Origin of the sequence: Pengzhenrongella frigida (assembly GCF_004168625.1) — a bacterium.
GTDB lineage: Bacteria > Actinomycetota > Actinomycetes > Actinomycetales > Cellulomonadaceae > Pengzhenrongella > Pengzhenrongella frigida.
This window is the reverse complement of sequence record NZ_SDWW01000002.1, coordinates 59,712-82,969: the sequence shown is the minus strand read 5'-3', so window position 1 is coordinate 82,969 and position 23,258 is coordinate 59,712. Positions and strand designations below refer to the sequence as shown.

Genomic DNA, 23,258 nt, shown 5'->3' with positions numbered 1-23,258 from the left:
CATTTCCCGTCAGTCGACTGATCATTTCCCGTCAGTCGACGGAGAGAATGACATCCACCGGTCGGCCCGCGAGCCGCGAACGCCCCGGCAGAAAGGTCAGCTCGAGCAGGAACGCGAGCCCGACGACGATGCCGCCCGCCTGCTCGATCAGCGACGCCGTGGCCGCAGCGGTACCACCGGTGGCAAGCACGTCGTCGACGATCAGCACGCGTGAACCCGGCGCGATCGTGTCCGGGAGCAGCTCGACCGTCGCGGACCCGTACTCCAGGTCGTACGACGCCTCCATCGTGACTCCGGGCAGCTTGCCCGCCTTGCGCACCGGCACGAAGCCGATGCCGAGTTCCGTCGCGACGGGCGCACCGATGATGAACCCGCGCGCCTCCATCCCAGCCACGAGATCGATCCCGCCGGCCGCCCGCGCGATGTCGGCGAGGTGCTTGATCACGGCCGCGAACGCGGGTCCGTTGACCAGCAGCGGGGTGATGTCCTTGAAGACGACCCCGGGTTCCGGATAGTCCGGGACGTCGCGGATGAGCCGCGCGCACAGGTCGCTGAGCACCATCCGCTCGGTCAGCACCGGACCGCCAGTTGTCAGCACGTCATCAGCCACCGGTCTACTTCTTCCCGGACTTGCGGCGCTTCGGCTGCGCCGCCGTGCCCTGGTGCTGACCCGGCAGCAGGTGCGCACCGTACGCCGCGACGCCCGCCAGCGCACCGGCCTCGGTGGGGGTGCCGACGGCCGCGGCCGCGGCCCGCAGCTCGTGGATCTTCTTCGTGTGCGCGAGCATCCGCGGCTCACGCTCACGGAAGGTCACCTCGAGGGGCGTCGCCAGGAAGATCGACGAGAACGTGCCGACGAACATCCCGACGAACAGCGCGAGCGAGATGTCGCGCAACGTACCCGCGCCGAGGATGAACGTCCCGACGAACAGGATCGCGCTGACCGGGAGCAACGCGACGACGGACGTGTTGATCGACCGCACGAGCGTCTGGTTGACCGCAAGGTTGGCCAGCTCGGCGTAGGTGGACCGGGACTGGTCCAGCACCCCGGCCGTGTTCTCGCGCACCTTGTCGAACACCACGACGGTGTCGTAGATCGAGTAGCCGAGGATCGTCAGGAAACCGATCGCCGTCGCGGGCGTGACCTCCCAGCCGATGAGCGCGTACACGCCGACGGTGAGGATGAGGTCGTTGCCCAGCGCGATCAGCGCCGCCGCCGCCATCCGCCAGGCACGGAAGTAGATCGTCATGACGACCGACACCAGGACCAGGAACACGATCAGGCCGGTGATGGCCTTGCTCGACACGTCCGCACCCCAGGACGGTCCGATGAACGAGCTCGCCACGTCCTCCACCGGCACGTCGTAGGCGACCGCGAGGGCGTCCCGGACCGCGGCGACCTCGTCCGTGGTGAGCTCCGCGGTCTGCACCCGCACCGCGGAGCTGCCGATCGAGGAGACCCGCGGCGACTCCGCAGGGGCGATGGACGCGACCGCGTCGATGGCGGGCTGCTGCTCGATCGATGAGGCCCCGGAGATCGTGAACTGCGATCCCCCCCGGAACTCGATGCCCGGGTTGAGCCCCTTCACGCTGAGCAGGAGGACCGAGGCGAGCACCGCCAAGATCGCGATGCCGTACCAGGTACGACGGCGTCCGACGATGTTGTACGACTTGCGACCGGTGTGCAGGTCGTTGCCCCACTGGGCGAATCCGGAGGCCATCAGGACTCGTTCCTCTCGGTGCTCGGATCGGTCGGCGCGGCCGGGTCGCCGGTCGGCGGCCCATCGGCCGACGTCGTACCGGCGCTCGGGCTCGCGTCGGCCGGGTCGGTCGCGCCGTCCTCGGCATCCCCGAGCTCCGCGGCGCGCTGGGCTGCGCGGCGCTCGGCGATCGTCTGCCGCGGGGAGTCGTCCCCGAATCCACCGGCGACGCGCGCGCCGACCGGCACGGGGGCGTCGAGCAGCGTGTCGTGCGGCTGATCGTCCGACGGCGCAGCACCCGGGCTCGCGGCGCTCGAGGGCGCGGAGACCTTACCCCGGCCGGCGTACCGCGGTCCGGTCGCACCGAGCCGGCGCGGGTCGAGCCCGGAGAACTTGTGACCCTCACCGAAGAACTTGGTGCGCGCCAGGAGCAGCATCACCGGATGCGTGAACAGGAACACCACCACGAGGTCGATGATCGTGGTCAGCCCGAGGGTGAACGCGAACCCGCGAACCCCGCCGACGGCGAGGAAGTACAGCACGATCGCCGCGAGGAAGTTGACGGCGTCGGACGCGAGGATCGTGCGGCGCGCACGATCCCAGCCCTTGTCGACGGCACCGACGAGGCTGCGACCGTCGCGCAGCTCGTCCCGGACACGTTCGAAGTAGACGATGAAGGAGTCCGCGATGATCCCGATCGCGACGATCAGGGCCGCGACCCCGGGCAGGCTCAGGCGGTAGCCCTGCAACCAGGAGAGCAGCGTGATCACGCCGTAGACCAGCACGGCGGAGATCACGAGGGACGCGACCGTGACCAGACCGAGGGCGCGGTACTGGAAGAGCGAGTAGACCACCACGAGCAGGAGCCCGATCAGGCCGGCAAGCAGCCCCTTCTGGAGCTGCTCGGACCCCAGGGTCGCCGAGATCTGCTCTTCGCTCTGCACCTGGAAGGTGAGCGGCAGCGCACCGAAGTTGAGCTGGTTGGCGAGCGAGGCAGCGGTCACCCGGGTGAACGTGCCGGAGATCTCCGCCTTGCCGTCCGAGATGATGACGCCGGGAGCCAGGGACGGCGCCGAGATCACGAGGCCGTCGAGCACCATCGCGAACTGGTTCTGCGGCGAGGTCAGGGCCTGCAACCGGGTGGTCACGTCGCGGAAGACCGGGCGACCGTCGCTCGTGAACTCGATGTTCACGACCCACTCGCCGGTGACCGCGCCGGACGGCGACGTGCGCTGCCCCGAGTTGGCCGTGCTGATCTCGTTCCCCTGGATCTCGACCGGACCGAGGATGTACTTGGCGGTGCCGTCGGCGTCGCAGGTGACGAACGCCGCGTCATCCGCGCCGCTCTCCCCGCCCGCGAGGTTCGCCGGGTCAGCGCAGTCGAGCGCGTTGAACTCGGCGAGGACCGCATCGGTGACGTAGTACGCGGCGTCGCTCGGCGAGTCCGGTGCCGCCTTGGGCGTGATCGGCGTGGCGTCGGCGGCCGGTTCGACCACCGCGGGTGCGCCGATGGCGAGCACGGGACGGAACCGCATCTGCGCCGAGGTGCGCACGAGGTCGAGCGTCGCCTTGTCCGGGGTGCCGGGCAGCGCGACGACGATGTTGCTGCCGCCCTGGCTGGTGATCTCCGCCTCGGCCACACCCGACGAGTCGACCCGCTGACGGATGATCCGGATCGCCTCGGCGATCGTCTCGCTCGTGATCTCGGTGTCCCCGGTGGCGACCGGCTTGAGGATCAGCTGCGTCCCGCCCTCGAGGTCGAGGGCAAGCTTCGGCGTCATCGTCGCGTCGGACAGGAACGTCCCCGCGACGAGCGAACCGAACAAGGCGGCGGTGATGACGGCGAACGTCACCAGCGTCCGGATAGGCCTGGACCGGCGGGGTGTGGCAGCCAACGGAGTTTCTCTTCTCATGCGCGCACCACCCGCGAACGGCGGGCGGTGGGGGGACGTGGGCGATGGGCCGTCGTCGTCCCGAGGGACGACGACGGCAGATCAGCTCACAACTTATCGGTGTCGTCGTCCTTGCGGGGTTCGGCGAGGGAGGACAGGTCGTCGGGAACGACGATCGCGTCGTCGTCCGTGGTGGCGCCATCAGCGTCGGCTGCGAGGACGTCGTCGTCGGAGTCGTCCAGGTCGGAGTCGTCCAGGTCGGAGTCGGCCTCGTCCTCGTCGAGGTAGTCCTCGTCGTCGTCCTCGGCGTCTTCGGCGTCTTCGTCGACCGGGGGGAGCTCAACGAGCTTGGCGATCGCGGCGCGGATCCAGCGGCTCTCGTTGCCGGGCGTGGACTCGAGCGTGATCGTGTCGCCATCGATCTCGACGATCGTGCCGAACAGCCCCGAGCCGGTCATGACCTCGTTGCCCACCTCGAGGTTGGCACGGAAGTCACCCGCCGCCCGCTGCTGCTTGCGCGTCCGACTCGACATGAGCCACATCGCACCGAATGCCAGCGCGATGATGATGATGAAGGAAGGGTCCATGGGGTGGTACGTCTCCGGGTCCTTGTGGATGTCGGCGGCAGTCTAGGCGCCATGTCTCGGGAAGCCCAACGACCCCCGGCCGCGCGGCGTTCCCGGACCTGGGCCGGTGTACCCGATTGCCAGGCGAACGAGCACCAGATCAGAACACCAGCGTGCCACTCAATGGCGGCGGAGTCAGCCCCAGGTGCTCCCACGCGGTGGGCATCGCCACCCGACCGCGCGCGGTCCGCCCGATCAGCCCCTCGCGGACGAGGAACGGCTCAGCGACGGTCTCGACCGTCTCCGGCTCCTCGCCGACGGCCACGGCGAGCGTGGTCAGGCCCACGGGTCCCCCACCGAATCGGGTGCACAGCGCGACCAGAACAGACCGGTCGAGCCGATCGAGCCCGAGCGCGTCCACCTCGTACACCGTCAGCGCGGCGTTCGCCGCCGCGAGGTCCAGCCGACCGTCACCGCGCACCTGCGCCCAGTCGCGGACGCGGCGCAGCAGCCGGTTGGCGATCCGGGGTGTGCCCCGCGACCGCGAGGCGATCTCGTAGCCCGCGTCAGCCTTCAGCTCGACGCCGAGCAGCCCCGCCGACCGCACCAGCACGCGCTCGAGCTCGTCGATCGCATAGAAGTCGAGGTGCCCGGTGAACCCGAACCGATCGCGCAGCGGCGCCGGCAGAAGTCCGGCCCGGGTCGTCGCGCCGACGACGGTGAACGGCGGCAGCGCGAGCGGGATGGCGCTGGCGCCCGCCCCCTTGCCGACGATGACGTCGACCCGGAAGTCCTCCATCGCGACGTACAGCAGCTCGGCGGCGGGACGGGCGAGCCGATGGATCTCGTCCAGGAAGAGCACCTCGCCCTCCTCGAGCGAGGACAGCACGGCCGCCAGATCGCCCGCGTGCTGGATCGCCGGCCCCGAGGTCACCCGGAGCGGGGCGCCGAGCTCGGCGGCGATGATCATGGCCAGGGTCGTCTTGCCGAGCCCGGGCGGACCGGACAGCAGCACATGGTCGGGGGCGCGTCCCCGTTGGACCGCGGCCTCGAGCACGAGGGAGAGCTGGTCGCGCACGACCCGCTGCCCGACGAACTCGTCGAACCGGCGCGGCCGCAAGGCAGCCTCGGCCGCCCGCTCGACGTCGTCGGCTCCCGGCCGGACGAGCCGCTCCGTGGTGACCGCGTCGTCCGAGGAGTCCTCCAGGTCGCCGGAGCGATCGAGGTCCACGTGTTCCCGGGGGTGCTCAGCCACGGCCAGATCCTAGGGACCGCAGCGCGGCCCGCAGCACGGCGGCCACCTCGAGATCGCTGACCGGAGCCGCCAGCTCGGGGCTGCTCGCGAGGACGCCCGTCACGGCGTCGTCGGCCGCCTTGGCGTTCCAGCCCAGGCCGACGAGCGCATCGACCACCTCGGTCCGGCGGTCGGCCGGTGCGGCGGCGAGCGGGCTCGAGCTGTCGGCGCCCGGACCGGACGCCGCGCCGAGCCGGTCGCCGAGCTCGAGCACGATCCGCTGGGCCCCCTTGTGCCCGATCCCGGGGACCCGCTTGAGGGCAACCAGGTCCTCGCCCGCGACGGCGCGCCGCAGACCATCCGGACTGTGCACCGCGAGCATCGCCAGCGCGAGGCGAGGTCCGACGCCCGAGACCGTCTGCACGATCTCGAAGACCGCCAGCTCGTCGGGATCGCCGAACCCGTACAGGGTCAGCGAGTCCTCCCGGACGACCAGGGACGTGGACAGCAGCGTCGTGGCGCCCACCCGCAGGCCTGCAAGGGTCGCCGGCGTCGCGTGGACGAGCATGCCGACCCCGCCGACCTCGACGATCACAGCGTCGAGCCGCACCGCCTGCACCGTGCCGCGAACCGAGGCGATCACGCCACACTCCTTCCACCACGAAGACTGCCCAAGACAGAGAGGTCAAAGACCAACAAGAACGAGACCAGGAACAACGAGCCAGGCGAACACCTGTACGAACGGATCCCACCGTAACAAGGAGCACCGACACCGGACCGGCCGACGCGCCGCACGGGCCGTGCCAGCCGGGCTGCTAGCCGCGAGTCGGCCGGCGGGCCGCGTGCTCGGCCGCGGCCCAGGTCCGTTGCGCACTCGTCATGGCCTGCAGGGACCGCTGCGGTGCGGCCAGGGCGCCGGCCGGTCGCCACAGGTGGCAGATCGCCAGCGCCAACGCGTCGGCGGCATCGGCCGGTCGCGGGACCTCGGCGAGCCCGAGGATCTTGGCCACCATCGTCTGGACCTGCGCCTTCTCGGCGCGTCCCGACCCGGTGACCGCGGCCTTGACCTCGCTCGGTGTGTGCAGGGCGACCGGGATCCGGCGTCGGGCAGCCGCGAGCATCGCGATCCCGGCCACCTGGGCGGTGCCCATCACCGTGCTGACGTTGTGCTGGGCGAAGACGCGCTCGACCGCGACGACGTCGGGGGCCTGCAGGTCGATCCACTCGTCGATCTGCTCGGCGATCGCGAGAAGTCGACGGTCGATGTCGTCCTCCGTCGAGGACCGGGCGACGCCCACCGCCACGAGCGCGGCCCGCCGCCCCGGCAGCGAGTCGACCACACCGAGCCCGCAGCGGGTCAGGCCCGGGTCAACTCCAAGAACGCGCACGCGCACATGCTCGCAGGGCAGAGGCGCTCGGCCGTGCCCCCACGCCGCGGCCGGGCGCGCCGGCTCGAACAGACCGGACCGGCCCCGGCCGCTACTCGGCCTGGAGCTCCGCCATGACCTCGTCCGAGGCGTCGAAGTTGGCGAAGACGTTCTGGACGTCGTCGCTGTCCTCGAGCGAGTCGATGAGGCGCAGGATCCGGCGGGCGCCGTCGGCGTCGACCTCGATCTGCAGGGCGGCGACGAACTGGCTGTCGGCGGAGTCGTAGTCGATCTTCGCGGCCTGCAGGGCCGTGCGGACCAGCACCAGATCCTTCGCCTCCGAGACCACCTCGAACACCTCGCCGAGGTCGTTGACCTCGTCGGCGCCGGCGTCGAGCACCGCGTCGAGCACCGCGTCCTCGGTGAGGCCGTTGTCCTTGGGCACGATGATGACGCCCTTGCGGCTGAACAGGTAGGCGACGGACCCGGGATCGGCGAGCGACCCACCGTTGCGGGTGAACGCCACGCGCACGTCGGATGCGGCCCGGTTGCGGTTGTCCGTGAGGCACTCGACCAGCACCGCGATCCCGCCGGGGCCGTAGCCCTCGTACATGATCGACTGGTAGTCGGCGCCGGCCTCCTGGCCGGACCCACGCTTGAGGGCCCGGTCGATGTTCTCGTTCGGGACCGACTGCTTCTTGGCCTTCTGCACCGCGTCGACCAGCGTCGGGTTGCCGGCCATGTCGGGGCCGCCGGTACGTACGGCGACCTCGATGTTCTTGACCAGCTTCGCGAAGAGCTTGCTCCGCTTGGCGTCGACGACGGCCTTCTGGTGCTTGGTGGTGGCCCACTTGGAGTGACCCGACATCGATTAGCTACCCTTCGTTTCCGCTGTGACGACCCCGGTGGCGCCGACCTTCAGGTCGAGCGCTCGCACCTGGAGTGCGTCACGGACGATCTGTACGAACAGTTTGTGGACGCGCGTGTCGCCGGTGACCTCCGGGTGGAACGAGGTCGCCAGCAGTCCGCCCTGCCGCACAGCAACGATCCTACCGGCGGCGGGACCACCGGAGACCGCGGACAGGACCTCGGCGCGCGGGCCGACCTGCTCCACCCACGGCGCCCGGATGAATACCGCGTGCACCGGGTCGCCCGGGATCCCGTCGATGGTGAGGTCGGTCTCGAACGAGTCGACCTGTCGGCCGAACGCGTTCCGTCGCACGGTGATGTCCAGCCCGCCCAGGGTGCGCTGGCCCGCGATGCCCCCGAGCACCCGATCCGCGAGCAGGATCATTCCCGCGCACGAGCCGTAGGCCGGCAGCCCCGCCCGGAGGCGCTCCTGGAGCGGCTCGAACAGCTCGAACGCCCGCAGCAGCTTGTCGATCGTCGTGGACTCCCCACCGGGGATGACGAGCCCGTCGATGTCTTCGAGCTCTCGTGCTCGACGCACCAGGACCGCGTCCGCACCCGACGCCTCGAGGGCGAGCACGTGCTCGCGGACATCGCCCTGCAGGGCCAGGACACCGATCGTGGGCTTCACGACCGTGCACTCTACGGCCGTGCGGCGCACTGCTGCGCGGCCCGCCTCGGCGCGTCAGCCCTCGAGCGACCGGGTGACGCCGTCCCAGCCGCCGAGCAGCTCGCGCACGAGCGTGGGCAGGCGCGCGGGGAAGACCTCTTCGTCGAGCGCCTCCAGCGCGTCCAGATCCCACCAGCGGAGCTCGTCGATGGTATCGACCTCGATCTCGGTCCAGCCGTCGCGGCTGAACCCGAGGTCGACCGGTGCGCCGGCACCGTCGCGACCCACGTCGCCGTCGGCCACCGCGGCCCCACCCACCGCGCCGTGGTACCGGCCGAGGAAGAAGACCTCCTCCTGCCGGCAGCTCTCCCGGAAGAAGTCGAACACCGCCACGCGCGCGTAGACCGGTCCGACAAGAACCGCGGGGTCCAGCGTGATCCCGGTCTCCTCGAACAGCTCGCGCGCAGCCGCGTCGCGCTGGGACTCCCCCGGATCGATCCCGCCGCCGACGGTGAACCACCAGGACCGCTCGCGCTGGTCGACGTCGCACCCGTGCAGCAGCAGGACGCGGTCGTCAGCATCCAGCAGGATCACCCGGGCGGCGAGCCGGAACCGCACCCCGTCGGAGCCCACCTCCCACTCCGGGCCGAGCTGGTGGACCGGGCCGTGCGCACCCGTCACCGGAGGCCGCCCGTTCGCCCGATCCGCCCCTCGATCGTCACCAACCGCGCTCGGCGAGCCGGTGCGGCTCGGGGATGTCGGCGACGTTGATCCCGACCATGGCCTCGCCGAGCCCGCGCGAGACCTTGGCGATCACGCTCGGGTCGTCGAAGAACGTGGTCGCCTTGACGATCGCGACCGCGCGCTCCTCGGGGTTGCCCGACTTGAAGATGCCCGAACCGACGAACACCCCTTCGGCGCCGAGCTGCATCATCATCGCGGCGTCGGACGGCGTGGCGATCCCACCGGCGGTGAAGAGCACGACGGGGAGCTTGCCCGCGCGGGCGACCTCCTTGACGAGCTCGTACGGTGCGCCGAGCTCCTTGGCAGCCAGGTACAGCTCGTCCTCCGGCAGCGAGGTGAGGTGGCGGATCTGGTCGCGCAGCGTGCGCATGTGGGTGGTGGCGTTGGACACGTCGCCGGTGCCGGCCTCGCCCTTGGAGCGGATCATGGCCGCGCCCTCGGTGATCCGGCGCAGCGCCTCGCCGAGGTTCGTCGCCCCGCACACGAACGGGACAGTGAACTTCCACTTGTCGATGTGGTGCGCGTAGTCGGCCGGGGTCAGGACCTCGGACTCGTCGATGTAGTCGACCCCGAGGCTCTGCAGCACCTGGGCCTCGACGAAGTGGCCGATCCGGGCCTTGGCCATGACCGGGATGGAGACCTCGGCGATGATGGCGTCGATCAGGTCGGGGTCGCTCATCCGCGCCACGCCGCCCTGCGCCCGGATGTCCGCCGGAACCCGCTCGAGGGCCATGACCGCGACGGCACCGGCGTCCTCAGCGATCCGGGCCTGCGCAGCGGTGACCACGTCCATGATGACGCCGCCCTTGAGCATCTCAGCCATGCCGCGCTTGACCTTGCCGGTGCCGACCGCACCCGCTGCGGAGGCGGAATCGGCAACAGGGTTCTGGCTGTTCTCGCTGGTCACTGCAGGCCTCACAGAAGGGGATCGGGAAGGGTTCGGGCACATCGACGACGGCGAAACAGGGTTTCGCAACCGGTTCATCCTAGACCGAGGGCGTCGGCGCGGAGGCGCCGGGCCGACCCAGACCCTCCGGCCAGGCGTCGTCGAACTCGAGCGGCTCGGGGACCGGCGCCCGCCCGGCGAGACGGAAGTAGCGGACCACGCGTTGGCGCCGCGCGCGTTGGGTCTGGGCGACCGCCTCGTTGTGGAACCGGCGTGCGAGCTGGACCCGGTACCACGCGGCGGCGAGGGCGTCGACGAGGTCGGACCCGCCCGGTTCCTCGCGCAGGATCGCCACCTCCGTCGCGTCCTCCAGGGCGGCGCGCAGCGTCGAGGACAGCTCGCTCTCGACCAGTCCGCGGTCGACGACGAGCGCGGCCCCGGGCAGGACGCCCGCGCCGTCCGCGCTCACGAGCACTCCGCTCATGCCCAGGTACGACGACGCCTCGGTCGTCTCACGCATCAGCTCGGCCAGGTCGGGGACGCGGAGACTGAGCGTGTCCGTCCCGCGCCCGCTGAGCTCGAGCGCTGCGAGCGCGGCCTCGCCGACCAGCAGCGAGCTGACCGGATCCATCAGGCCGGCCGACGCCAGCTCGACCGCGACGGTCGCCCGCCGCACCAGCTGCCGGTCGAGCACCGCCTGGGACGCGGCCACCTTGCGGTGCAGCCGGTCGAGCCGCGATGCGGCCACCCACGCCGCCCAGCCGAGCAGCAGGATCAGTCCGGCGATGACGAGGAACCACGTGTCGGCGGTCATTCGTCCGCACCGGCGTCACGCCGAACCAGTCGGCCCAGGGCGCCGCGCAGCGACGAGGGATCCTCCCCCACGCGCCGGCGGGGCTTCCCCTCGAGCTCGCCGGAGTCGAGGACCATCTCGTAGACCGTGAGGATCTCGCTCGTCACCGAGGCCCAGTCGTACCGGCGCACCACCTGCAAGCCACGCTCGACGGTCCCGGCCCGGACCTCGTCGTCGGCCAGGACGCGGATCAGCGTGCGTGCCAGGTCGCCCGAGTCGCCCTGGTGGAACAGCGTGCCGGCCGCGCCCTCGTCGAGCACGCGGCGGAACGCGCCGAGGTCGCTGGCGACCACGGCCGCGCCGGCGCTCATGGCCTCGACCAGCACGATCCCGAAGCTCTCCCCGCCGATCTGGGGGGCGCAGTAGATGTCGACGGAACGCAGCAGAGCGGCCTTCTCGTCGTCGGTGATCGCGCCGAGGAACTCCACCGCGGCGGCGTCGTCGCCGAGCAGCTCACGCGCCTGGTCCGGCCCGGTCTCCCCCGTCCCGGCGATGAGGAAGCGCGCACCGGGACAGCTCTTGAGCACCTCGGAGACCGCCCCGAACAGCACCGGCAGGCCCTTGCGGGGCTCGTCCAGACGGCCGAGGAACGCGATCGTCGGCGCCGACGGCGTGCCGGTCCACCGCGGGTCGGGCTCGGCGCTCGTGAACTGGTCCACGTAGACCCCGTTCGGGATCACGACGGCGTCCCCGCCCAGGTGCTCGACCAGCGTGCGGCGAGCATCCTCGGACACGGCGATGCGCGCGGAGATCTTCTCCATGCTCTGCCGGACCAGCGGGTACACCATCTGCAGCGGGCGCGAGCGGATCAGCGCGGTGTGGAACGTCGCGACGATCGGCCCGTCCGCGATCCACAGGGCGAGCATCCCCAGGCTCGGCGTGACCGGCTCGTGCAGGTGCAGGATGTCGAACTCGCCGGCCGCGAGCCAGCGACGCACCCGCGCCGCCGTCACCGGACCGAACGTCATCCGCGCCACCGCGCCGTTGTACCGCACCGGGATCGACCGGCCGGCCGAGGTCATGTACGGCGGGATCGGGGTGTCGTCGTCGGCCGGGGCCAGGACCGAGACGGTGTGCCCGCGGGCGATCAGCGCCTCCGCCAGGTCACGCACGTGGAACTGGACGCCGCCGGGCACGTCGAACGAGTACGGGCACACGATGCCGATGCGCAACGGCCGCAGCTCGACGGGCGCCATCACGAGGCCCCACCCGGAGCCTTCGCCAGCGAAGCGGCATAGCGCGCGGGGTCCAGGTCCGCGATGAAGACCTTCTGCAGCATGTGCCAGTCCTGCGGGTGCGTCGCGATCCCCGCCGCCACGACGTCGACCCAGGCCTGGGTCACCGCGACGATCCGCTCGGCGCGCGGCAGGTCGGTCGGGACGGTCACCGGCGCCCCGAAGTCCAGCACGATCCCCCAGGGCGACCCGGCGGCTCGCCGTCGGGCCCCGGAGAGCCGTTCGTAGTAGACCGTCGTCGGGACCAACATCGCACCGGTCGCCACCGCGAGCGCGGCGGGGCCGGCCGCGACCCGGGCCCGCTCGCCGAACAGGTCGATCTCGACGCCGTGCCGGGTGAGGTCGCGGTCTGCCAGCAGCGGCAGCAGGGTCGGACCGCCGCGTGCGACGCGCACGAGCTGGCGGAACACGTCGCCGCCGCCGGTCTCGTCCAGGGCGATGATCGTCATCCCGAGGCCCTGGCGGAACTCGAGGAACTCCTGGAACAGCTCCTCGGGCTCCAGCCGCTCGGCGACGGTCGTGACCGGCCCGAGGTGCACCGTCGCGTAGGCCCCCGCGAGGTCCCAGTTGCCGAGGTGCCCGAGCGCCATCAGGACGGTGCGGTTCGCCGCGAGGTCGGCGCGGACCGGGTCCGTGCCGACCGTCCGCACGCGCGCGGCGACCTGGGCCGGCGTGAACGAGCGGACCGCGAACGCCTCACCGTAGTAGCGCAGGTACGAGCGCATCCCCGCGCGAACGAGCCGGCGCAGCTCGCGCCGGGACGCGGTGGGGCGCACCCGGGCGAGGTTGCGTTCGAGCTGACGCACGCCCTCGCCCCGCAGGAGCCAGGCGGCGTCGGCCCCGATCGTCGTGACCGCGCGCAGGACGGGGTCGGGCAGGTGCCCGGCCACCCGCCAGGCGAATGCGAAGGCGCGCCCGGCGTTCACGCGCTCGCCCCGGCCTGGCGCCGGACGGTCGCCATCCGCTGCACGATCGTCACGGCGCTCGCGACGGCGAGGAGGGCGAGCGTGACCGTGAGCACGACCGGCGGCAGCCCGAACCCGACCAGCGCGGTGGCGAGCAGGACCGCGAGCAGCCGGTCGGCGCGCTCGGCGATCCCGATCGCGGCGGTCATCCCCAGCCCCTCGGCGCGGGCCCGCGCGTACGGCACGATCGACCCGAGCACGAGGCAGGCCAGCGCGAGCGTGCCCGTGAGCCGGTCGTCACCGGGCCCGAAGAACCACAGCACCAGGCCGGCGAAGATCGCGGCGTCGGCGAACCGGTCGAGCGTCGAGTCGAGGAACGCCCCCCAGCTGCTCGAACGGCCGGACCGACGCGCCATCGTGCCGTCGAGCGAGTCCGTCAGGACGAACACCGCGATCACGAGGGTGCCCGCGAGCAGGTGACCGGTCGGGTAGAGCCACAGCGCGGTCACCACGACGGCGAGCGTGCCGGTGATGGTGACGGCATCGGGCGTGATCCCCCGGCGCAGCAGGAGGTCGGCGATCGGCGTCATGACTTTCGTCATCAGGCCGCGAAAACGGTTCAGCACGACGTGATCATCCCTTCGTTCCCGGCCCAGGGGTGGGCCAGGCCGCCGCGAGGCGGTCGCGCGTGTCGCCGAGCAGCTCGGGCATCGCCTTGGTGCGACCCACGATCGGCAGGAAGTTGGCGTCGCCGGACCACCGGGGCACCACGTGCTGGTGCAGGTGCGCCGCGATGCCCGCGCCGGCGGCCGACCCCTGGTTCATGCCCAGGTTGAAGCCGTGCGGCCCCGCCACGGCGCGCTCGACCCGCATCGCGGTCTGCGTCAGCTCCGCGACGTCGGCGGTCTCCTCGGCGGTGAGGTCGGTGTAGTCGGCGATGTGCCGGTAGGGCACGACCAGCAGGTGGCCGGGGTTGTACGGGTACAGGTTGAGCACCACGTACGCGCTGCGGCCCCGGGCGACGATGAGCCCGTCGACGTCGTCGAGGGTCGGTGCCCGGCAGAACGGGCACTGGTCGACCTCGGCCTGGTCGCCGACCGGGCGGTCCTGACCGCCGATGTAGGCCATCCGGTGCGGTGTCCAGAGTCGCTCGAACCCGTCCGACTCCCCGGGGTGCCCCGCGCTGGCCTCGAACGCAAGGCCCAGCGCGGAGGCGTCGTCCGAGCCGATCACCGCGGCCTCAGACCTGGACGCGGGCGCGCACGGCGCCGACGATCCGTTCGATCGCCTCGGCGATCGGCACGCCGTTGTCCTGGCGGCCGTCGCGGTAGCGGAACGAGACCGCGCCCGCCTCGACGTCCTCGCCACCGGCGATCAGCACGAACGGGATCTTCTGCGTGCTCGCGGTGCGGATCTTCTTGCCGAACCGGTCCTCGCTGAGGTCGAGGTCGGCGCGGATGCCCTGCGCCCGCAGCTGCGCGACGACGTCGGCCAGGTAGTCGTTGAACGGCTCGGCGACAGGCACGGCCACGACCTGGACGGGTGCGAGCCACGCCGGGAAGGCGCCGGCGTAGTGCTCGGTGAGCACGGCGAAGAACCGCTCGACCGAGCCGAACAGGGCGCGGTGGATCATCACCGGGCGCTGGCGCGACCCGTCGCTCGCGGTGTACTCGAGCTCGAACCGCTCGGGCAGGTTGAAGTCGAGCTGGATGGTGGACATCTGCCACGTGCGCCCGATGGCGTCGCGGGCCTGGACCGAGATCTTCGGGCCGTAGAACGCCGCCCCCTCGGGGTCCGGCACGAGCTCCAGGCCCGACGCCGTCGCGACCTCCTCGAGCGTGCGGGTCGCCTCGTCCCAGATCTCCTCGCTCCCCACCGACTTCGCGGGGTCGCGGGTCGACAGCTCGAGGTAGAAGTCGTCGAGCCCGTAGTCCTTGAGCAGGTCCAGCACGAACTGCAGGGTCTTGGTGAGCTCGTCCTTCATCTGATCGCGCGTGCAGTAGATGTGCGCGTCGTCCTGGGTCATGCCCCGCACGCGGGTCAGGCCGTGGATCACGCCGGACTTCTCGTAGCGGTACACCGAGCCGAACTCGAACAGCCGCAGCGGGAGCTCGCGGTAGGACCGGCCGCGGGACGAGAAGATCAGGTTGTGCATCGGGCAGTTCATCGGCTTGAGGTAGTAGTCCTGGCCCGCCTTGCGCACGGTGCCGTCCTCGTTGAGCTCGGCATCGACGTGCATGGGGGGGAACATGCCGTCGCGGTACCAGTCCAGGTGCCCCGAGATCTCGTAGAGGTGGCCCTTGGTGATGTGCGGGGTGTTGACGAACGAGTACCCGGCCTCGAGGTGCTTGGCGCGCGAGTAGTCCTCCATCTCCTTGCGGATGATCCCGCCCTTGGGGTGGAAGACCGGCAGGCCGGAGCCGAGCTCCTCCGGGAAGGAGAACAGGTCCAGCTCGAGGCCGATCCGGCGGTGGTCGCGGCGCTCGGCCTCGGCGATCCGCTCCAGGTGGGCGCGCAGCTCGTCCTTGGTCGGCCACGCCGTGCCGTAGACCCGCTGGAGCTGGGGGTTCTTCTCCGAACCGCGCCAGTAGGCCGCGGCGCTGCGGGTGAGCTGGAAACCGTTCGCGATGAGCTTGGTGCTCGGCAGGTGCGGCCCGCGGCACAGGTCTTGCCACACGACGGCGCCGTCGCGCTTGAGGTTCTGGTAGATGCTCAGGCCCCCGAGGCCGACCTCGACGCTCGAGGCCTCGTCCTCGGCCGTCGTGGACGCCCCGGTCCCCTTGAGGCCGATCAGCTCGAGCTTGTACGGCTCCGCGGCGAGCTCGGCGTGCGCCTGCGCCTCGGTGACGTCCCAGCGGTGGAAGGTCTGGCCGTCCTTGACGATCCGCTGCATGACCTTCTCGAGGGCCTTGAGGTCCTCGGGGGTGAACGGGGTCTCGACGTCGAAGTCGTAGTAGAAGCCGTCGGTGATCGGCGGGCCGATGCCCAGCTTGGCGCTCGGGTGCAGCTGCTGGACGGCCTGCGCGAGCACGTGCGCGGTCGAGTGGCGGAGAACCGCGAGGCCGTCGGGTGAGTCGATCGTCACACCTTCGACGACGGTGCCGGCCTCGACCGGCAGGTGCAGGTCGCGCAGCTCCCCGTCGACCCGCACGACGACGACGTCGCGGCGGCCGGGGTAGAGATCCGCTCCCGTCGTGCCCGCCTCCACCGTGACCGGCGCTCCGTCGACGGTGAGAGACAGGGGCTCTGCGGACACGGCAGACACAGTGGGGCTCCTTGCGGTCGTCATGCGCCCGCTCCGGACGCACCGACGATGCTACCGACGCATTGCGCAGGGCCGTTCGGGTGGTGCGAATCTCGCGGCCGCGTCGCTGTGCGGGGTGCAGCAGGCACTGGCGCGCGGTGGCTGACCTGCGAGGACGACATCGACCGATTTCGTCCCGCCGCTGTCCACCCCTGATCGGGTGACGAGCGGGGGTGGGGGTGGTGGGCGATACTGGGATCGAACCAGTGACCTCCTCGGTGTGAACGAGGCGCTCTACCGCTGAGCCAATCGCCCGTCAGGCTCAGCCACAAGCTCGCTTCGCAGGACGTCTTGCAGAAGGTTATCGAACGAAACTGGATTTTCCGAACTGACGCTCGGTCGCCTCGCGCGACTGGGTGAATCACCTGACCATCAGGACGCTGCGAGCTCGCAGGCATCTATCCTGCGAGGAAGCGAAAAGGAGGCCGCGCATGGCCCCACGGCCGTTCGATGTGGTGGAAGTCGTCACCATGCAGCTGGTTCTGTCCGACGCAACTGTGCTCGGGGTCACAGCCGAACTCGGTTTCCGGGCGTCCGACCCGTACACCGTGCGCGCCGCGTTCACGGGCCCCCACTCCATGTCGACGTGGCTCGTGGGCCGCGAGCTGCTGGCCCAGGGGCTCGCGGCGACCCAGGAGTCGCCCGCGGGCACCGGCGACGTCCGGGTGTGGCGCGACGCCGACCCGACCTACGTCCTGATCTCTCTGAGCGGCGTCGAGGGCGACGCTCTCCTGGCCGCACCGGCCGAACCCGTCGAGCGGTTCGTCGCGACCACCCAGCAGCTCGTGCCGTTCGGCGCCGAGAGCACTCGGATGGACCCGGAGATCAGCCGCCTGATCGCGGCGCTGCTGACCGCCTGACCGTCCGGCCCTACGGGTCGATCCCCTCGGCGACCTTCGCCTGGAACAGGCGCTGCGCCTGGAGGCTGAGCGGTCCGGCCGCGATCTCGACCCCGTCGAGGTTCACCACCGGCACGAGATTGCGCACGCTCGAGCTCAGCGCGAGCCGCGTCCCGCCGTCGCGCCCGTGGTCCAGCACCTCCTCCAGCACCGTGAACGGGAGCTCCCCCGGTCGTGACTCCCGGACGGGCAGCCCCGCCTCGAGGCCCCACTCGAGCATCAGCTCGCGGGTGATCCCGGCCAGGCAACCGCTCGTCAGCATCGGCGTGAGCAGCTCCCCGCCCCGCTCCACGAACACGTTGGAGCCGGTGCCCTCGCACAGGTCACCCACCGTGTTGGCAAGCAGCGCCTCGTCGGCCCCGCGTTCGACGGCGTACGCGAGCGCCACGACGTTCTCGGCGTACGACGTCGTCTTGAGCCCGGCCACCGCGGAGCGCTCGTTGCGCACCCACGGCACGCGCGCCACCCGGACCGTCTCCGGCCGGGGTCCCGGACCCGCGAGCACGAGAACGGTCTGCCGGGCCACCCCTGGCGCCGCGCGGTTCGACCCGAGCGGCCCCGGCCCTGCCGTCACGGTGACGCGCACCCGCCCGAGCTCGGGCCCGCCGGCAACCAGCACGGCGTCGATCCCCGCCCGCACCTCGTCCTCGTCCGGCGGCGCCAGGCCGAGGCCGGCGGCCGAGCGCGCCAGCCGGCGCAGGTGGCGGGTCAACGCGAACGCGCGCCCGTCGATCACCGCGCACGTCTCGAACACGCCGTCCCCGACCGTCAACCCGTGGTCGACGGCGGTCGCCACCGCCTCGCGCTCGTCTCGGAGCTTCCCGTCTGACCAGATCACGACTCCCATGCGGGCCAGTGTGGCCCAGATCGAGCGCGCCGTGCTGCGCAGGTCAGGACCGATCGCCCGCGGCCCGACCCCGGGACGGTGGCCACCTTCTGCGGAGCGGGTCAGCCCGACATCGACGCGAGCGCGATCAGCCGATCCGCCTTGAGCTCGGTCTCGGCCCACTCGGCGGCGGGGTCGCTCCCCCACGTGATCCCCGCCCCCGTGCCGAAGCTCAGCGTGCCGCCCTGAGTCGTGCGCGACCCGGCGGCGGCGTCGGCCCGCCACCAAAACGTCCGGATACCGACCGCCAGCTCGGCCCGGCCCGCGTCCGCGTCGATCCAGCCGACCACGCCGCAATAGGGACCGCGGGGTGCGGTCTCGAGCGCGGCGATCACTCGGAGCGCCGAGCTCTTCGGAGCGCCGGACACCGATCCGGGCGGGAACGTCGCGTCGAGGATCCGGGCCCACCGGTCCGGTGCGCGAGCGATCTCGGGTGACAGGCGCCCCTGGACGGTCGAGACCAGATGGACCAGCCCGGGATGCTGCTCCACCCGGAGCAGGGAGGTGACCTCGACCGTCCCGGGCGCGCAGACCCGCTGCAGGTCGTTGCGCACGAGGTCGGTGATCATCACGTTCTCCGCCCGATCCTTGCCCTGCAGGTCGGTCGCGGTGATGCCGGTGCCCTTGATCGGCGCGGAGGTCACCATGTCGCCGTCCAGCCGGAGGTAGAGCTCGGGCGACGCCGTGACCACCCACACCGGGGGCAGGCCCGTTGCCGCGGGGATGTGCACCCCGCCCGCATACGGCGCGGGGTTCCCCGCGGCCAGGACCCGCCCCAGGGCGGCCGCGTCGGGCTCAGCGCCCCGAGTCCCGTCGGCCCCGCGCGACGCCGCCAGCGGGGCCGTGAGCACCCGACAGATGTTCGCCTGGTAGACCCGGCCGGCCCGGACCTCCTCGCGGACCGCCTCGACGGCGCGCAGGTAGGTGGGGCGATCGAGGGACGTCGACCACGACGACGACGCCGGGCCGCGCCAGGTGCCCGACGCCGGCTGGGCGTCCGCCGGGTGGGCGATCTGATCCCCCGGCCCCGGGTCGCGCGTCACCTCGGCGAACCGCCACGCGCGCACCGGCCCCTCGAAGTCGCCGACGACCGCCCAGAAGCCCCCGGAGGCCACGCGCTCAGACTGAGCGGCGAGATCGACGCACTCGACCACCCGGCGTGCCCGCACCCCCGCGAACCAGGCCGACCCGCCGTCGATCGACCGATCCGCAGACTCAGAAGGTTCGGGGGGGATGGGCACCGGGCAACCGTACCGAGATGCCACGGTCCGATCCGTGGCCGTTCCGGATCGGATCTGGCGGTCCAGTTGGAGTCTCGCCGAACGTCGGCTAATGTCTGTGACGCGCCCTGCGGAGTGAGTCCAGAAACGGACTCGCCTCCTAGGGTCGTGCGGATGTGGCTCAGTGGTAGAGCATCACCTTGCCAAGGTGAGGGTCGCGGGTTCGAATCCCGTCATCCGCTCGGTGGTCGGATTTCTTGGTCGGCTTCCCGGAGCTCGCGAGAGAGTCGGGCCGTACGGTGGAGTGGCCGAGAGGCGAGGCAGCGGCCTGCAAAGCCGTGCACACGGGTTCGAATCCCGTCTCCACCTCGCAATCGATTGATGGGTAAATGCACGGGCGATTGGCGCAGCGGTAGCGCGCTTCCCTGACACGGAAGAGGTCACTGGTTCGATCCCAGTATCGCCCACCACGTTTTCGCAGGTCAAAGGCCATTTCGGAGGGATCCGAGATGGCCTTTTCGGTCGTCCCGAGACGCCGTGTAGCCCGAAAATGTAGCAACGCGGCTCGGGAGCTCGGCCGAGATCACGGCCCGGGCGGGCGGCGGCTGGCCGTCGCAGACTCGACCGAGTGCATGAACATCTCATTTTGAGGTGCCTCAACGCCCCGGTGAGCTCACTCGGCAGGCTCTCATGAGCTAGAACCGTGGCTGAATACAAACAGACTTGCTCACACAGGCCAAGTTTCGGCAAAGTGACTCGTCGGATGGCGGCACGAGCAGTCGAGGCAACGCGAACGCGAGTGATGACCTCTTTCCACTCACGGAAGGGGTCATCACCGGGCCGATCGCAACGGGTGTACACCCCTACGCTCGCGCTGCGGACGACGCATAGGTGGCAGAAGGTGCTGTTGGGCGGCGGGGGTGCCAGGTGCAGCCCGAGGCGGTTCGTCGATGACTCGCGAGCGATGAAGGCGCCGCAAGACGCGCGAGCGTCTCCGTCGTGAGTTCTCGAGAGGCCGATGTCTGCTTCTGTCGTCAGGTCACCTGTGCCGCCACGGTCCAGTGCGGGATCATGGGTACATGCAGGCTGACGTGGTGTTCCGGGTGCGCTGCGACGTCGATGACGAGGTCTTGAGTGACCTGCACAACCGCGCCTTTGCCGTCGCCACGACGTCCGTAAGGCGGTGGTCGCGCCAGTTGGAGCGCAACAGCCTCACCTGGGTCTGCGCCTTCGTCGAGGATGCCGTCGTGGGCTTCGTCAACATCGCCTGGGACGGTGGGGGGCATGCGTTCGTCCTGGACACGACCGTCCATCCCGACTACCAAGGGCGTCGGATCGGTCGCCAGCTCGTGCACATTGCGGCCGCCGAAGCCAAGCGTGCTGGCTGTCAATGGCTTCACGTCGACTACGAGCCGCACCTGCGGTCGTTCTACCGCGACTCCTGCGGGTTCCGGCCCACCACCGCCGGGCTTCTCGACCTGAACGGGGCGACCGAACCTGTCGCCGGACGTCAAGCAATCTCTGACGGCTGACGGCCCAGGCGCGCCTCGGCTCGCGCTGGGCAATCGGGCGCGGCGAGCCGAGAGCAGAACGGCGGGAACGCAGCCCTGCTCTGGTTATCAGACATCAGCGAGAGGCTGCTTTCCTGTCGTCATCAAGTGCCGGGTTGTCGATGGTCGCCGGGGGGACGAACTGGAAAGCTCCCGGCCGTCGGCAATACCTCGCAGATCATGCCGACGAGCGGGCAGGACCGATCCGAGCTTGCGGTAGCCAGCGCCTCACCTGAGAGGACCTACCCTGGCCCCGTGTCCCCTGCACTTGGCGCGTCGCCACGCCGATACCAACTCAGCGCCGCGGCCGCGACGGTCGTCGTCGCGGGCCTGCTGGCGACAAACCTCGGTCACGGCTCGATCTCAAGCGCGATCGGGGACGGCATGTACGCGGCACTGATCTACCTGCTCGTCGCGTTCGCCACGCCACGCTCGCACGCCCGGTTAGTCGCGGCGATCGCGCTCGGACTGTGCGTCGCCGTCGAGCTCACGCAGCTCACCGGAGCCTCCGCCGCCGTGGTCGAGTGGTGGGGACCAGCGCGCTACCTGCTCGGGACCACCTTCGAGCCCGTGGACCTCGCGGCGTACACAGCTGGAGTCGTTGTCACGGCGCTCGTCGACCGCGGACGCTCCACGCAGGCACTCACCACGACGAGCTAGGACGCCCGCGTCAAGCGCCACGTCGGGTGACAACAAGACGCCTGTCCGGAAGCCCAGCGCGACATAACGGTCGTGAGTACTGGAACCTCCGCAACCTTAGAGGTCGTGCGTGAGGGTGTGTTGTCGGTCGCGGTAGATTCCGAGAGTTGCCGGGTAGCGCAACCATCCATGTCGGCCGAGTTGAGTGCGGCTGGGAGCTGTCAGGCGTTGCGCTGGGAGGACAGCACCTGCGCAAGTCCGCCGAGGATGATGTCGAGGCCGAAGGCGAAGTCGGCCTCCGCGTCATAGCCCACGTCCATGGCCCGCAAGACCATTCGGTGCAGGTGCGGGAAGTCGGCGGCGGGAACCGCCGAGAGCATCTCTTCGGCCTTCTCCTGCGGCGGTGCCTCGCCGGCAGTCGTGCTGAGCTGCTGTCGTCCGAACCCGTAGATGTAGCTGTCGAGGACGGAGAAGCAGCGGATGGCGACGTCGAGTGAGAACCCGGCGTCCACCAGCACGCCCAGCACCCAGTCGAAGTAGCGCAGCCTGGCCGGGCCGCTGGTCGTGCGCGAGTCCATCAGTGGTGGCGCCCACGGATGGCGCGCAAAGACTCGTTGGGCCGAGATTGCGCGGCGCCGCATCGCCTCGCGCCAGTCACCGGCGTCGGCGGGCAGCTCGATCTCGTCCACGACGATGTCCACCATGCCGTCGAGGATCGCGTCCTTGTTCTTCACGTGGTTGTAGAGCGACATGGCCTCGACCCCGAGCTGGGTAGCGACAGCGCGCATGGTCACCGCGCCAGCCCCGTGCTCGTCGGCGACACCGATCGCCGCGCGCAGGACCCGTTCCCTGGTGAGCCGAACACGGGCCTCGGGCGCGCCCTGCAGTTCGCTTGATGACATTCCCCTTCGCCTCCCCACTAGCAGGCTTCACGAACTTCGACCGGACACCAGCCATTGACAGACTTACTGCGTAAGTATCACACTACTTACTAAGTACGTACACCCACGACGCGGCCTCCTCGCGACGTCGAGGCCCAAGGAAGGAGATCCCATGTTCCCCGTAACTCAGCAAGGCGCCCCGCATGACAAGGCGGGCGGACTGGCCGCGCTCTACCTGGCGTTGGCGTACATCGCCGCGATGCCGTTCTTCCTGCTCGTCGTGGACTACCCCGCGGCGACGACCGCGGCTGAGAAGGTCACCTCGATCGTGCGCAACTACCCGAGCATGTACGCGATGTACCTGGTCAGTTATGTCTTCCTCGGCGTCGTCCTGGCAGTTCTGGTGCTGTCGTTGTTCGAGCGCCTTCGCCACGGCAGTGACCTGGGCGCCCGGGTCGCGACCGTCCTGGGGCTGATGTGGGCGACCGCGCTCGTCCTGAGCGGACTCATCTTCAACCACGGCATGGGAACAGTTGTCTCTCTTGCCGAGAAGAGCCCCGAGCAGGCAGCCGTGGTCTGGCAAGCGATCGAGCCCGTCACCGACAGCCTCAGCGGAGCCGGCGGAGAGACCCTCGCCGGCCTGTGGTTGCTGGTAGTGAGTTGGACCGCGCTGCGCGGCCGGGCACTGCCCACGACGCTGGTTTGGTTCGGCGCAGCGACCGGGCTCATCGGCCTGGTCTCCACCGTTCCGGCGCTGCACGAGGCGAGCTACGCGTTCGGACTGCTGCAGATCATCTGGTTCGCCTGGCTCGCCACGGTGCTCCTCACGCACCGAGCGAACGCCCTAGGACAGATCGACCGTCAGCTGGCGCTCGGCGCGGTGTGAGCTTCCACCCCACCGGAGGCAACCGACGTCAACAAGGGCCAGGGAGACTCCGGGCGGCCCACGGTGGTGACGACTGACCACGATCGCCTTGA

The 23,258-nt window shown here is 70.6% G+C and carries 24 protein-coding genes and 4 tRNA genes; 7 read left to right on the top strand and 21 right to left on the bottom strand.

Features of this window, described 5'->3' with window-relative positions:
* Window positions 1-31 precede the first annotated feature (31 nt).
* The 18 genes from EUA98_RS01205 to EUA98_RS01120 all read right to left on the bottom strand — a co-directional run bounded on the left by EUA98_RS01205 (window position 32) and on the right by EUA98_RS01120 (window position 16,460).
* Window positions 32-562 (bottom strand): adenine phosphoribosyltransferase, encoded by a 531-nt coding sequence (locus EUA98_RS01205; protein ID WP_130100892.1) that lies wholly within the window; start codon window positions 560-562, stop codon window positions 32-34.
* A 52-nt stretch (window positions 563-614) separates the two neighbouring features.
* Entirely contained in the window at window positions 615-1,721 is a 1,107-nt protein-coding gene (secF, locus tag EUA98_RS01200; protein WP_130100836.1) for a protein translocase subunit SecF, read from the bottom strand.
* The gene (gene secD, locus EUA98_RS01195) at window positions 1,721-3,595 is read right to left on the bottom strand and encodes a protein translocase subunit SecD (RefSeq protein WP_434063463.1); all 1,875 of its coding nucleotides are present in this window, start codon (window positions 3,593-3,595) and stop codon (window positions 1,721-1,723) included. Before secD ends, secF begins: the two co-directional genes overlap by 1 nt.
* A gap of 104 nt (window positions 3,596-3,699) precedes the next feature.
* Entirely contained in the window at window positions 3,700-4,179 is a 480-nt protein-coding gene (gene yajC / locus EUA98_RS01190) for a preprotein translocase subunit YajC (RefSeq protein ID WP_130100834.1), read from the bottom strand.
* A 139-nt stretch (window positions 4,180-4,318) separates the two neighbouring features.
* Complete coding sequence (gene ruvB, locus EUA98_RS01185; RefSeq protein WP_130100891.1) at window positions 4,319-5,365, bottom strand: Holliday junction branch migration DNA helicase RuvB; 1,047 nt, start codon at window positions 5,363-5,365, stop codon at window positions 4,319-4,321.
* A 40-nt stretch (window positions 5,366-5,405) separates the two neighbouring features.
* Window positions 5,406-6,035 carry a Holliday junction branch migration protein RuvA gene (ruvA, locus tag EUA98_RS01180; RefSeq protein WP_130100833.1) on the bottom strand — a complete coding sequence of 210 codons (630 nt, stop codon included), beginning with the start codon at window positions 6,033-6,035 and terminating at the stop codon, window positions 5,406-5,408.
* 172 nt (window positions 6,036-6,207) lie between these two features.
* Window positions 6,208-6,780 (bottom strand): crossover junction endodeoxyribonuclease RuvC, encoded by a 573-nt coding sequence (gene ruvC / locus EUA98_RS01175; RefSeq protein ID WP_130100832.1) that lies wholly within the window; start codon window positions 6,778-6,780, stop codon window positions 6,208-6,210.
* Between the two features lie 91 nt (window positions 6,781-6,871).
* The gene (locus EUA98_RS01170; protein WP_130100831.1) at window positions 6,872-7,627 is read right to left on the bottom strand and encodes a YebC/PmpR family DNA-binding transcriptional regulator; all 756 of its coding nucleotides are present in this window, start codon (window positions 7,625-7,627) and stop codon (window positions 6,872-6,874) included.
* 3 nt (window positions 7,628-7,630) lie between these two features.
* Window positions 7,631-8,299: a pyridoxal 5'-phosphate synthase glutaminase subunit PdxT gene (gene pdxT / locus EUA98_RS01165; protein ID WP_130100830.1), complete on the bottom strand. Its 669-nt coding sequence runs from the start codon at window positions 8,297-8,299 to the stop codon at window positions 7,631-7,633.
* 54 nt (window positions 8,300-8,353) lie between these two features.
* Window positions 8,354-8,959, bottom strand: coding sequence for an NUDIX hydrolase (locus EUA98_RS01160; RefSeq protein WP_130100829.1), 606 nt, complete (start codon window positions 8,957-8,959; stop codon window positions 8,354-8,356).
* Between the two features lie 37 nt (window positions 8,960-8,996).
* Window positions 8,997-9,929 (bottom strand): pyridoxal 5'-phosphate synthase lyase subunit PdxS, encoded by a 933-nt coding sequence (gene pdxS / locus EUA98_RS01155; RefSeq protein WP_130100828.1) that lies wholly within the window; start codon window positions 9,927-9,929, stop codon window positions 8,997-8,999.
* A gap of 79 nt (window positions 9,930-10,008) precedes the next feature.
* Window positions 10,009-10,722, bottom strand: coding sequence for a hypothetical protein (locus EUA98_RS01150; protein WP_130100827.1), 714 nt, complete (start codon window positions 10,720-10,722; stop codon window positions 10,009-10,011).
* Window positions 10,719-11,957, bottom strand: coding sequence for a glycosyltransferase family 4 protein (locus EUA98_RS01145; RefSeq protein ID WP_130100890.1), 1,239 nt, complete (start codon window positions 11,955-11,957; stop codon window positions 10,719-10,721). Before EUA98_RS01145 ends, EUA98_RS01150 begins: the two co-directional genes overlap by 4 nt.
* A complete protein-coding gene (locus tag EUA98_RS01140; RefSeq protein ID WP_130100826.1) occupies window positions 11,957-12,922 on the bottom strand; it encodes a phosphatidylinositol mannoside acyltransferase in 966 nt (321 codons plus the stop codon). The genes EUA98_RS01145 and EUA98_RS01140 overlap by 1 nt, the downstream gene beginning before the upstream one ends.
* Window positions 12,919-13,527 carry a phosphatidylinositol phosphate synthase gene (pgsA, locus tag EUA98_RS01135; protein ID WP_130100825.1) on the bottom strand — a complete coding sequence of 203 codons (609 nt, stop codon included), beginning with the start codon at window positions 13,525-13,527 and terminating at the stop codon, window positions 12,919-12,921. Before pgsA ends, EUA98_RS01140 begins: the two co-directional genes overlap by 4 nt.
* Window positions 13,528-13,534: 7 nt before the next feature.
* Window positions 13,535-14,131: an HIT family protein gene (locus tag EUA98_RS01130; protein WP_434063465.1), complete on the bottom strand. Its 597-nt coding sequence runs from the start codon at window positions 14,129-14,131 to the stop codon at window positions 13,535-13,537.
* Window positions 14,132-14,141: 10 nt separating this feature from the next.
* Window positions 14,142-16,157 (bottom strand): threonine--tRNA ligase, encoded by a 2,016-nt coding sequence (thrS, locus tag EUA98_RS01125; protein WP_434063462.1) that lies wholly within the window; start codon window positions 16,155-16,157, stop codon window positions 14,142-14,144.
* A 228-nt stretch (window positions 16,158-16,385) separates the two neighbouring features.
* Window positions 16,386-16,460, bottom strand: a tRNA-Val gene (locus EUA98_RS01120).
* Window positions 16,461-16,636: 176 nt separating this feature from the next.
* Here EUA98_RS01120 and EUA98_RS01115 point away from each other — a divergent pair.
* The gene (locus tag EUA98_RS01115; RefSeq protein WP_130100823.1) at window positions 16,637-17,065 is read left to right on the top strand and encodes an SsgA family sporulation/cell division regulator; all 429 of its coding nucleotides are present in this window, start codon (window positions 16,637-16,639) and stop codon (window positions 17,063-17,065) included.
* Window positions 17,066-17,075: 10 nt separating this feature from the next.
* On the opposite strand, the gene EUA98_RS01110 is transcribed toward EUA98_RS01115, so the two are convergent.
* The gene (locus EUA98_RS01110) at window positions 17,076-17,951 is read right to left on the bottom strand and encodes an aminotransferase class IV (protein WP_130100822.1); all 876 of its coding nucleotides are present in this window, start codon (window positions 17,949-17,951) and stop codon (window positions 17,076-17,078) included.
* Between the two features lie 101 nt (window positions 17,952-18,052).
* Window positions 18,053-19,225 carry a chorismate-binding protein gene (locus EUA98_RS01105; RefSeq protein ID WP_434063464.1) on the bottom strand — a complete coding sequence of 391 codons (1,173 nt, stop codon included), beginning with the start codon at window positions 19,223-19,225 and terminating at the stop codon, window positions 18,053-18,055.
* A gap of 155 nt (window positions 19,226-19,380) precedes the next feature.
* Between EUA98_RS01105 and EUA98_RS01100 the strand changes: the two genes are divergently transcribed.
* The 5 genes from EUA98_RS01100 (at window position 19,381) to EUA98_RS01080 (ending at window position 21,420) form a co-directional block, all read left to right on the top strand.
* A tRNA-Gly gene (locus tag EUA98_RS01100) sits at window positions 19,381-19,452 on the top strand.
* 56 nt (window positions 19,453-19,508) lie between these two features.
* Window positions 19,509-19,579: transfer RNA gene (locus tag EUA98_RS01095), tRNA-Cys, on the top strand.
* Between the two features lie 26 nt (window positions 19,580-19,605).
* Window positions 19,606-19,680, top strand: a tRNA-Val gene (locus EUA98_RS01090).
* A 609-nt stretch (window positions 19,681-20,289) separates the two neighbouring features.
* Window positions 20,290-20,742 carry a GNAT family N-acetyltransferase gene (locus EUA98_RS01085; protein WP_130100821.1) on the top strand — a complete coding sequence of 151 codons (453 nt, stop codon included), beginning with the start codon at window positions 20,290-20,292 and terminating at the stop codon, window positions 20,740-20,742.
* A gap of 273 nt (window positions 20,743-21,015) precedes the next feature.
* Complete coding sequence (locus EUA98_RS01080; protein WP_165372676.1) at window positions 21,016-21,420, top strand: ribosomal maturation YjgA family protein; 405 nt, start codon at window positions 21,016-21,018, stop codon at window positions 21,418-21,420.
* Between the two features lie 200 nt (window positions 21,421-21,620).
* Here the strand turns inward: EUA98_RS01080 and EUA98_RS01075 are convergent, their stop codons facing one another.
* Window positions 21,621-22,301, bottom strand: a complete 681-nt coding sequence (locus tag EUA98_RS01075) for a TetR/AcrR family transcriptional regulator (RefSeq protein WP_130100819.1) — start codon at window positions 22,299-22,301, stop codon at window positions 21,621-21,623.
* A gap of 151 nt (window positions 22,302-22,452) precedes the next feature.
* Between EUA98_RS01075 and EUA98_RS01070 the strand changes: the two genes are divergently transcribed.
* On the top strand, window positions 22,453-23,166 hold the full coding sequence (locus EUA98_RS01070) for a DUF4386 family protein (protein ID WP_130100818.1): 714 nt from the start codon (window positions 22,453-22,455) through the stop codon (window positions 23,164-23,166).
* Window positions 23,167-23,258 lie beyond the last annotated feature (92 nt).

Coding starts and splice junctions, on each gene's coding strand:
- yajC (WP_130100834.1), bottom strand. CDS start 4,179: ATGGACCCTTCCTTCATCATCATCATCGCGCTGGCATTCGGTGCGATG.
- EUA98_RS01145 (WP_130100890.1), bottom strand. CDS start 11,957: ATGGCGCCCGTCGAGCTGCGGCCGTTGCGCATCGGCATCGTGTGCCCG.
- EUA98_RS01070 (WP_130100818.1), top strand. CDS start 22,453: ATGTTCCCCGTAACTCAGCAAGGCGCCCCGCATGACAAGGCGGGCGGA.
- EUA98_RS01150 (WP_130100827.1), bottom strand. CDS start 10,722: ATGACCGCCGACACGTGGTTCCTCGTCATCGCCGGACTGATCCTGCTG.
- EUA98_RS01110 (WP_130100822.1), bottom strand. CDS start 17,951: ATGGGAGTCGTGATCTGGTCAGACGGGAAGCTCCGAGACGAGCGCGAG.
- EUA98_RS01085 (WP_130100821.1), top strand. CDS start 20,290: ATGCAGGCTGACGTGGTGTTCCGGGTGCGCTGCGACGTCGATGACGAG.
- secF (WP_130100836.1), bottom strand. CDS start 1,721: ATGGCCTCCGGATTCGCCCAGTGGGGCAACGACCTGCACACCGGTCGC.
- EUA98_RS01205 (WP_130100892.1), bottom strand. CDS start 562: ATGGTGCTCAGCGACCTGTGCGCGCGGCTCATCCGCGACGTCCCGGAC.
- EUA98_RS01115 (WP_130100823.1), top strand. CDS start 16,637: ATGGCCCCACGGCCGTTCGATGTGGTGGAAGTCGTCACCATGCAGCTG.
- EUA98_RS01170 (WP_130100831.1), bottom strand. CDS start 7,627: ATGTCGGGTCACTCCAAGTGGGCCACCACCAAGCACCAGAAGGCCGTC.
- EUA98_RS01075 (WP_130100819.1), bottom strand. CDS start 22,301: ATGTCATCAAGCGAACTGCAGGGCGCGCCCGAGGCCCGTGTTCGGCTC.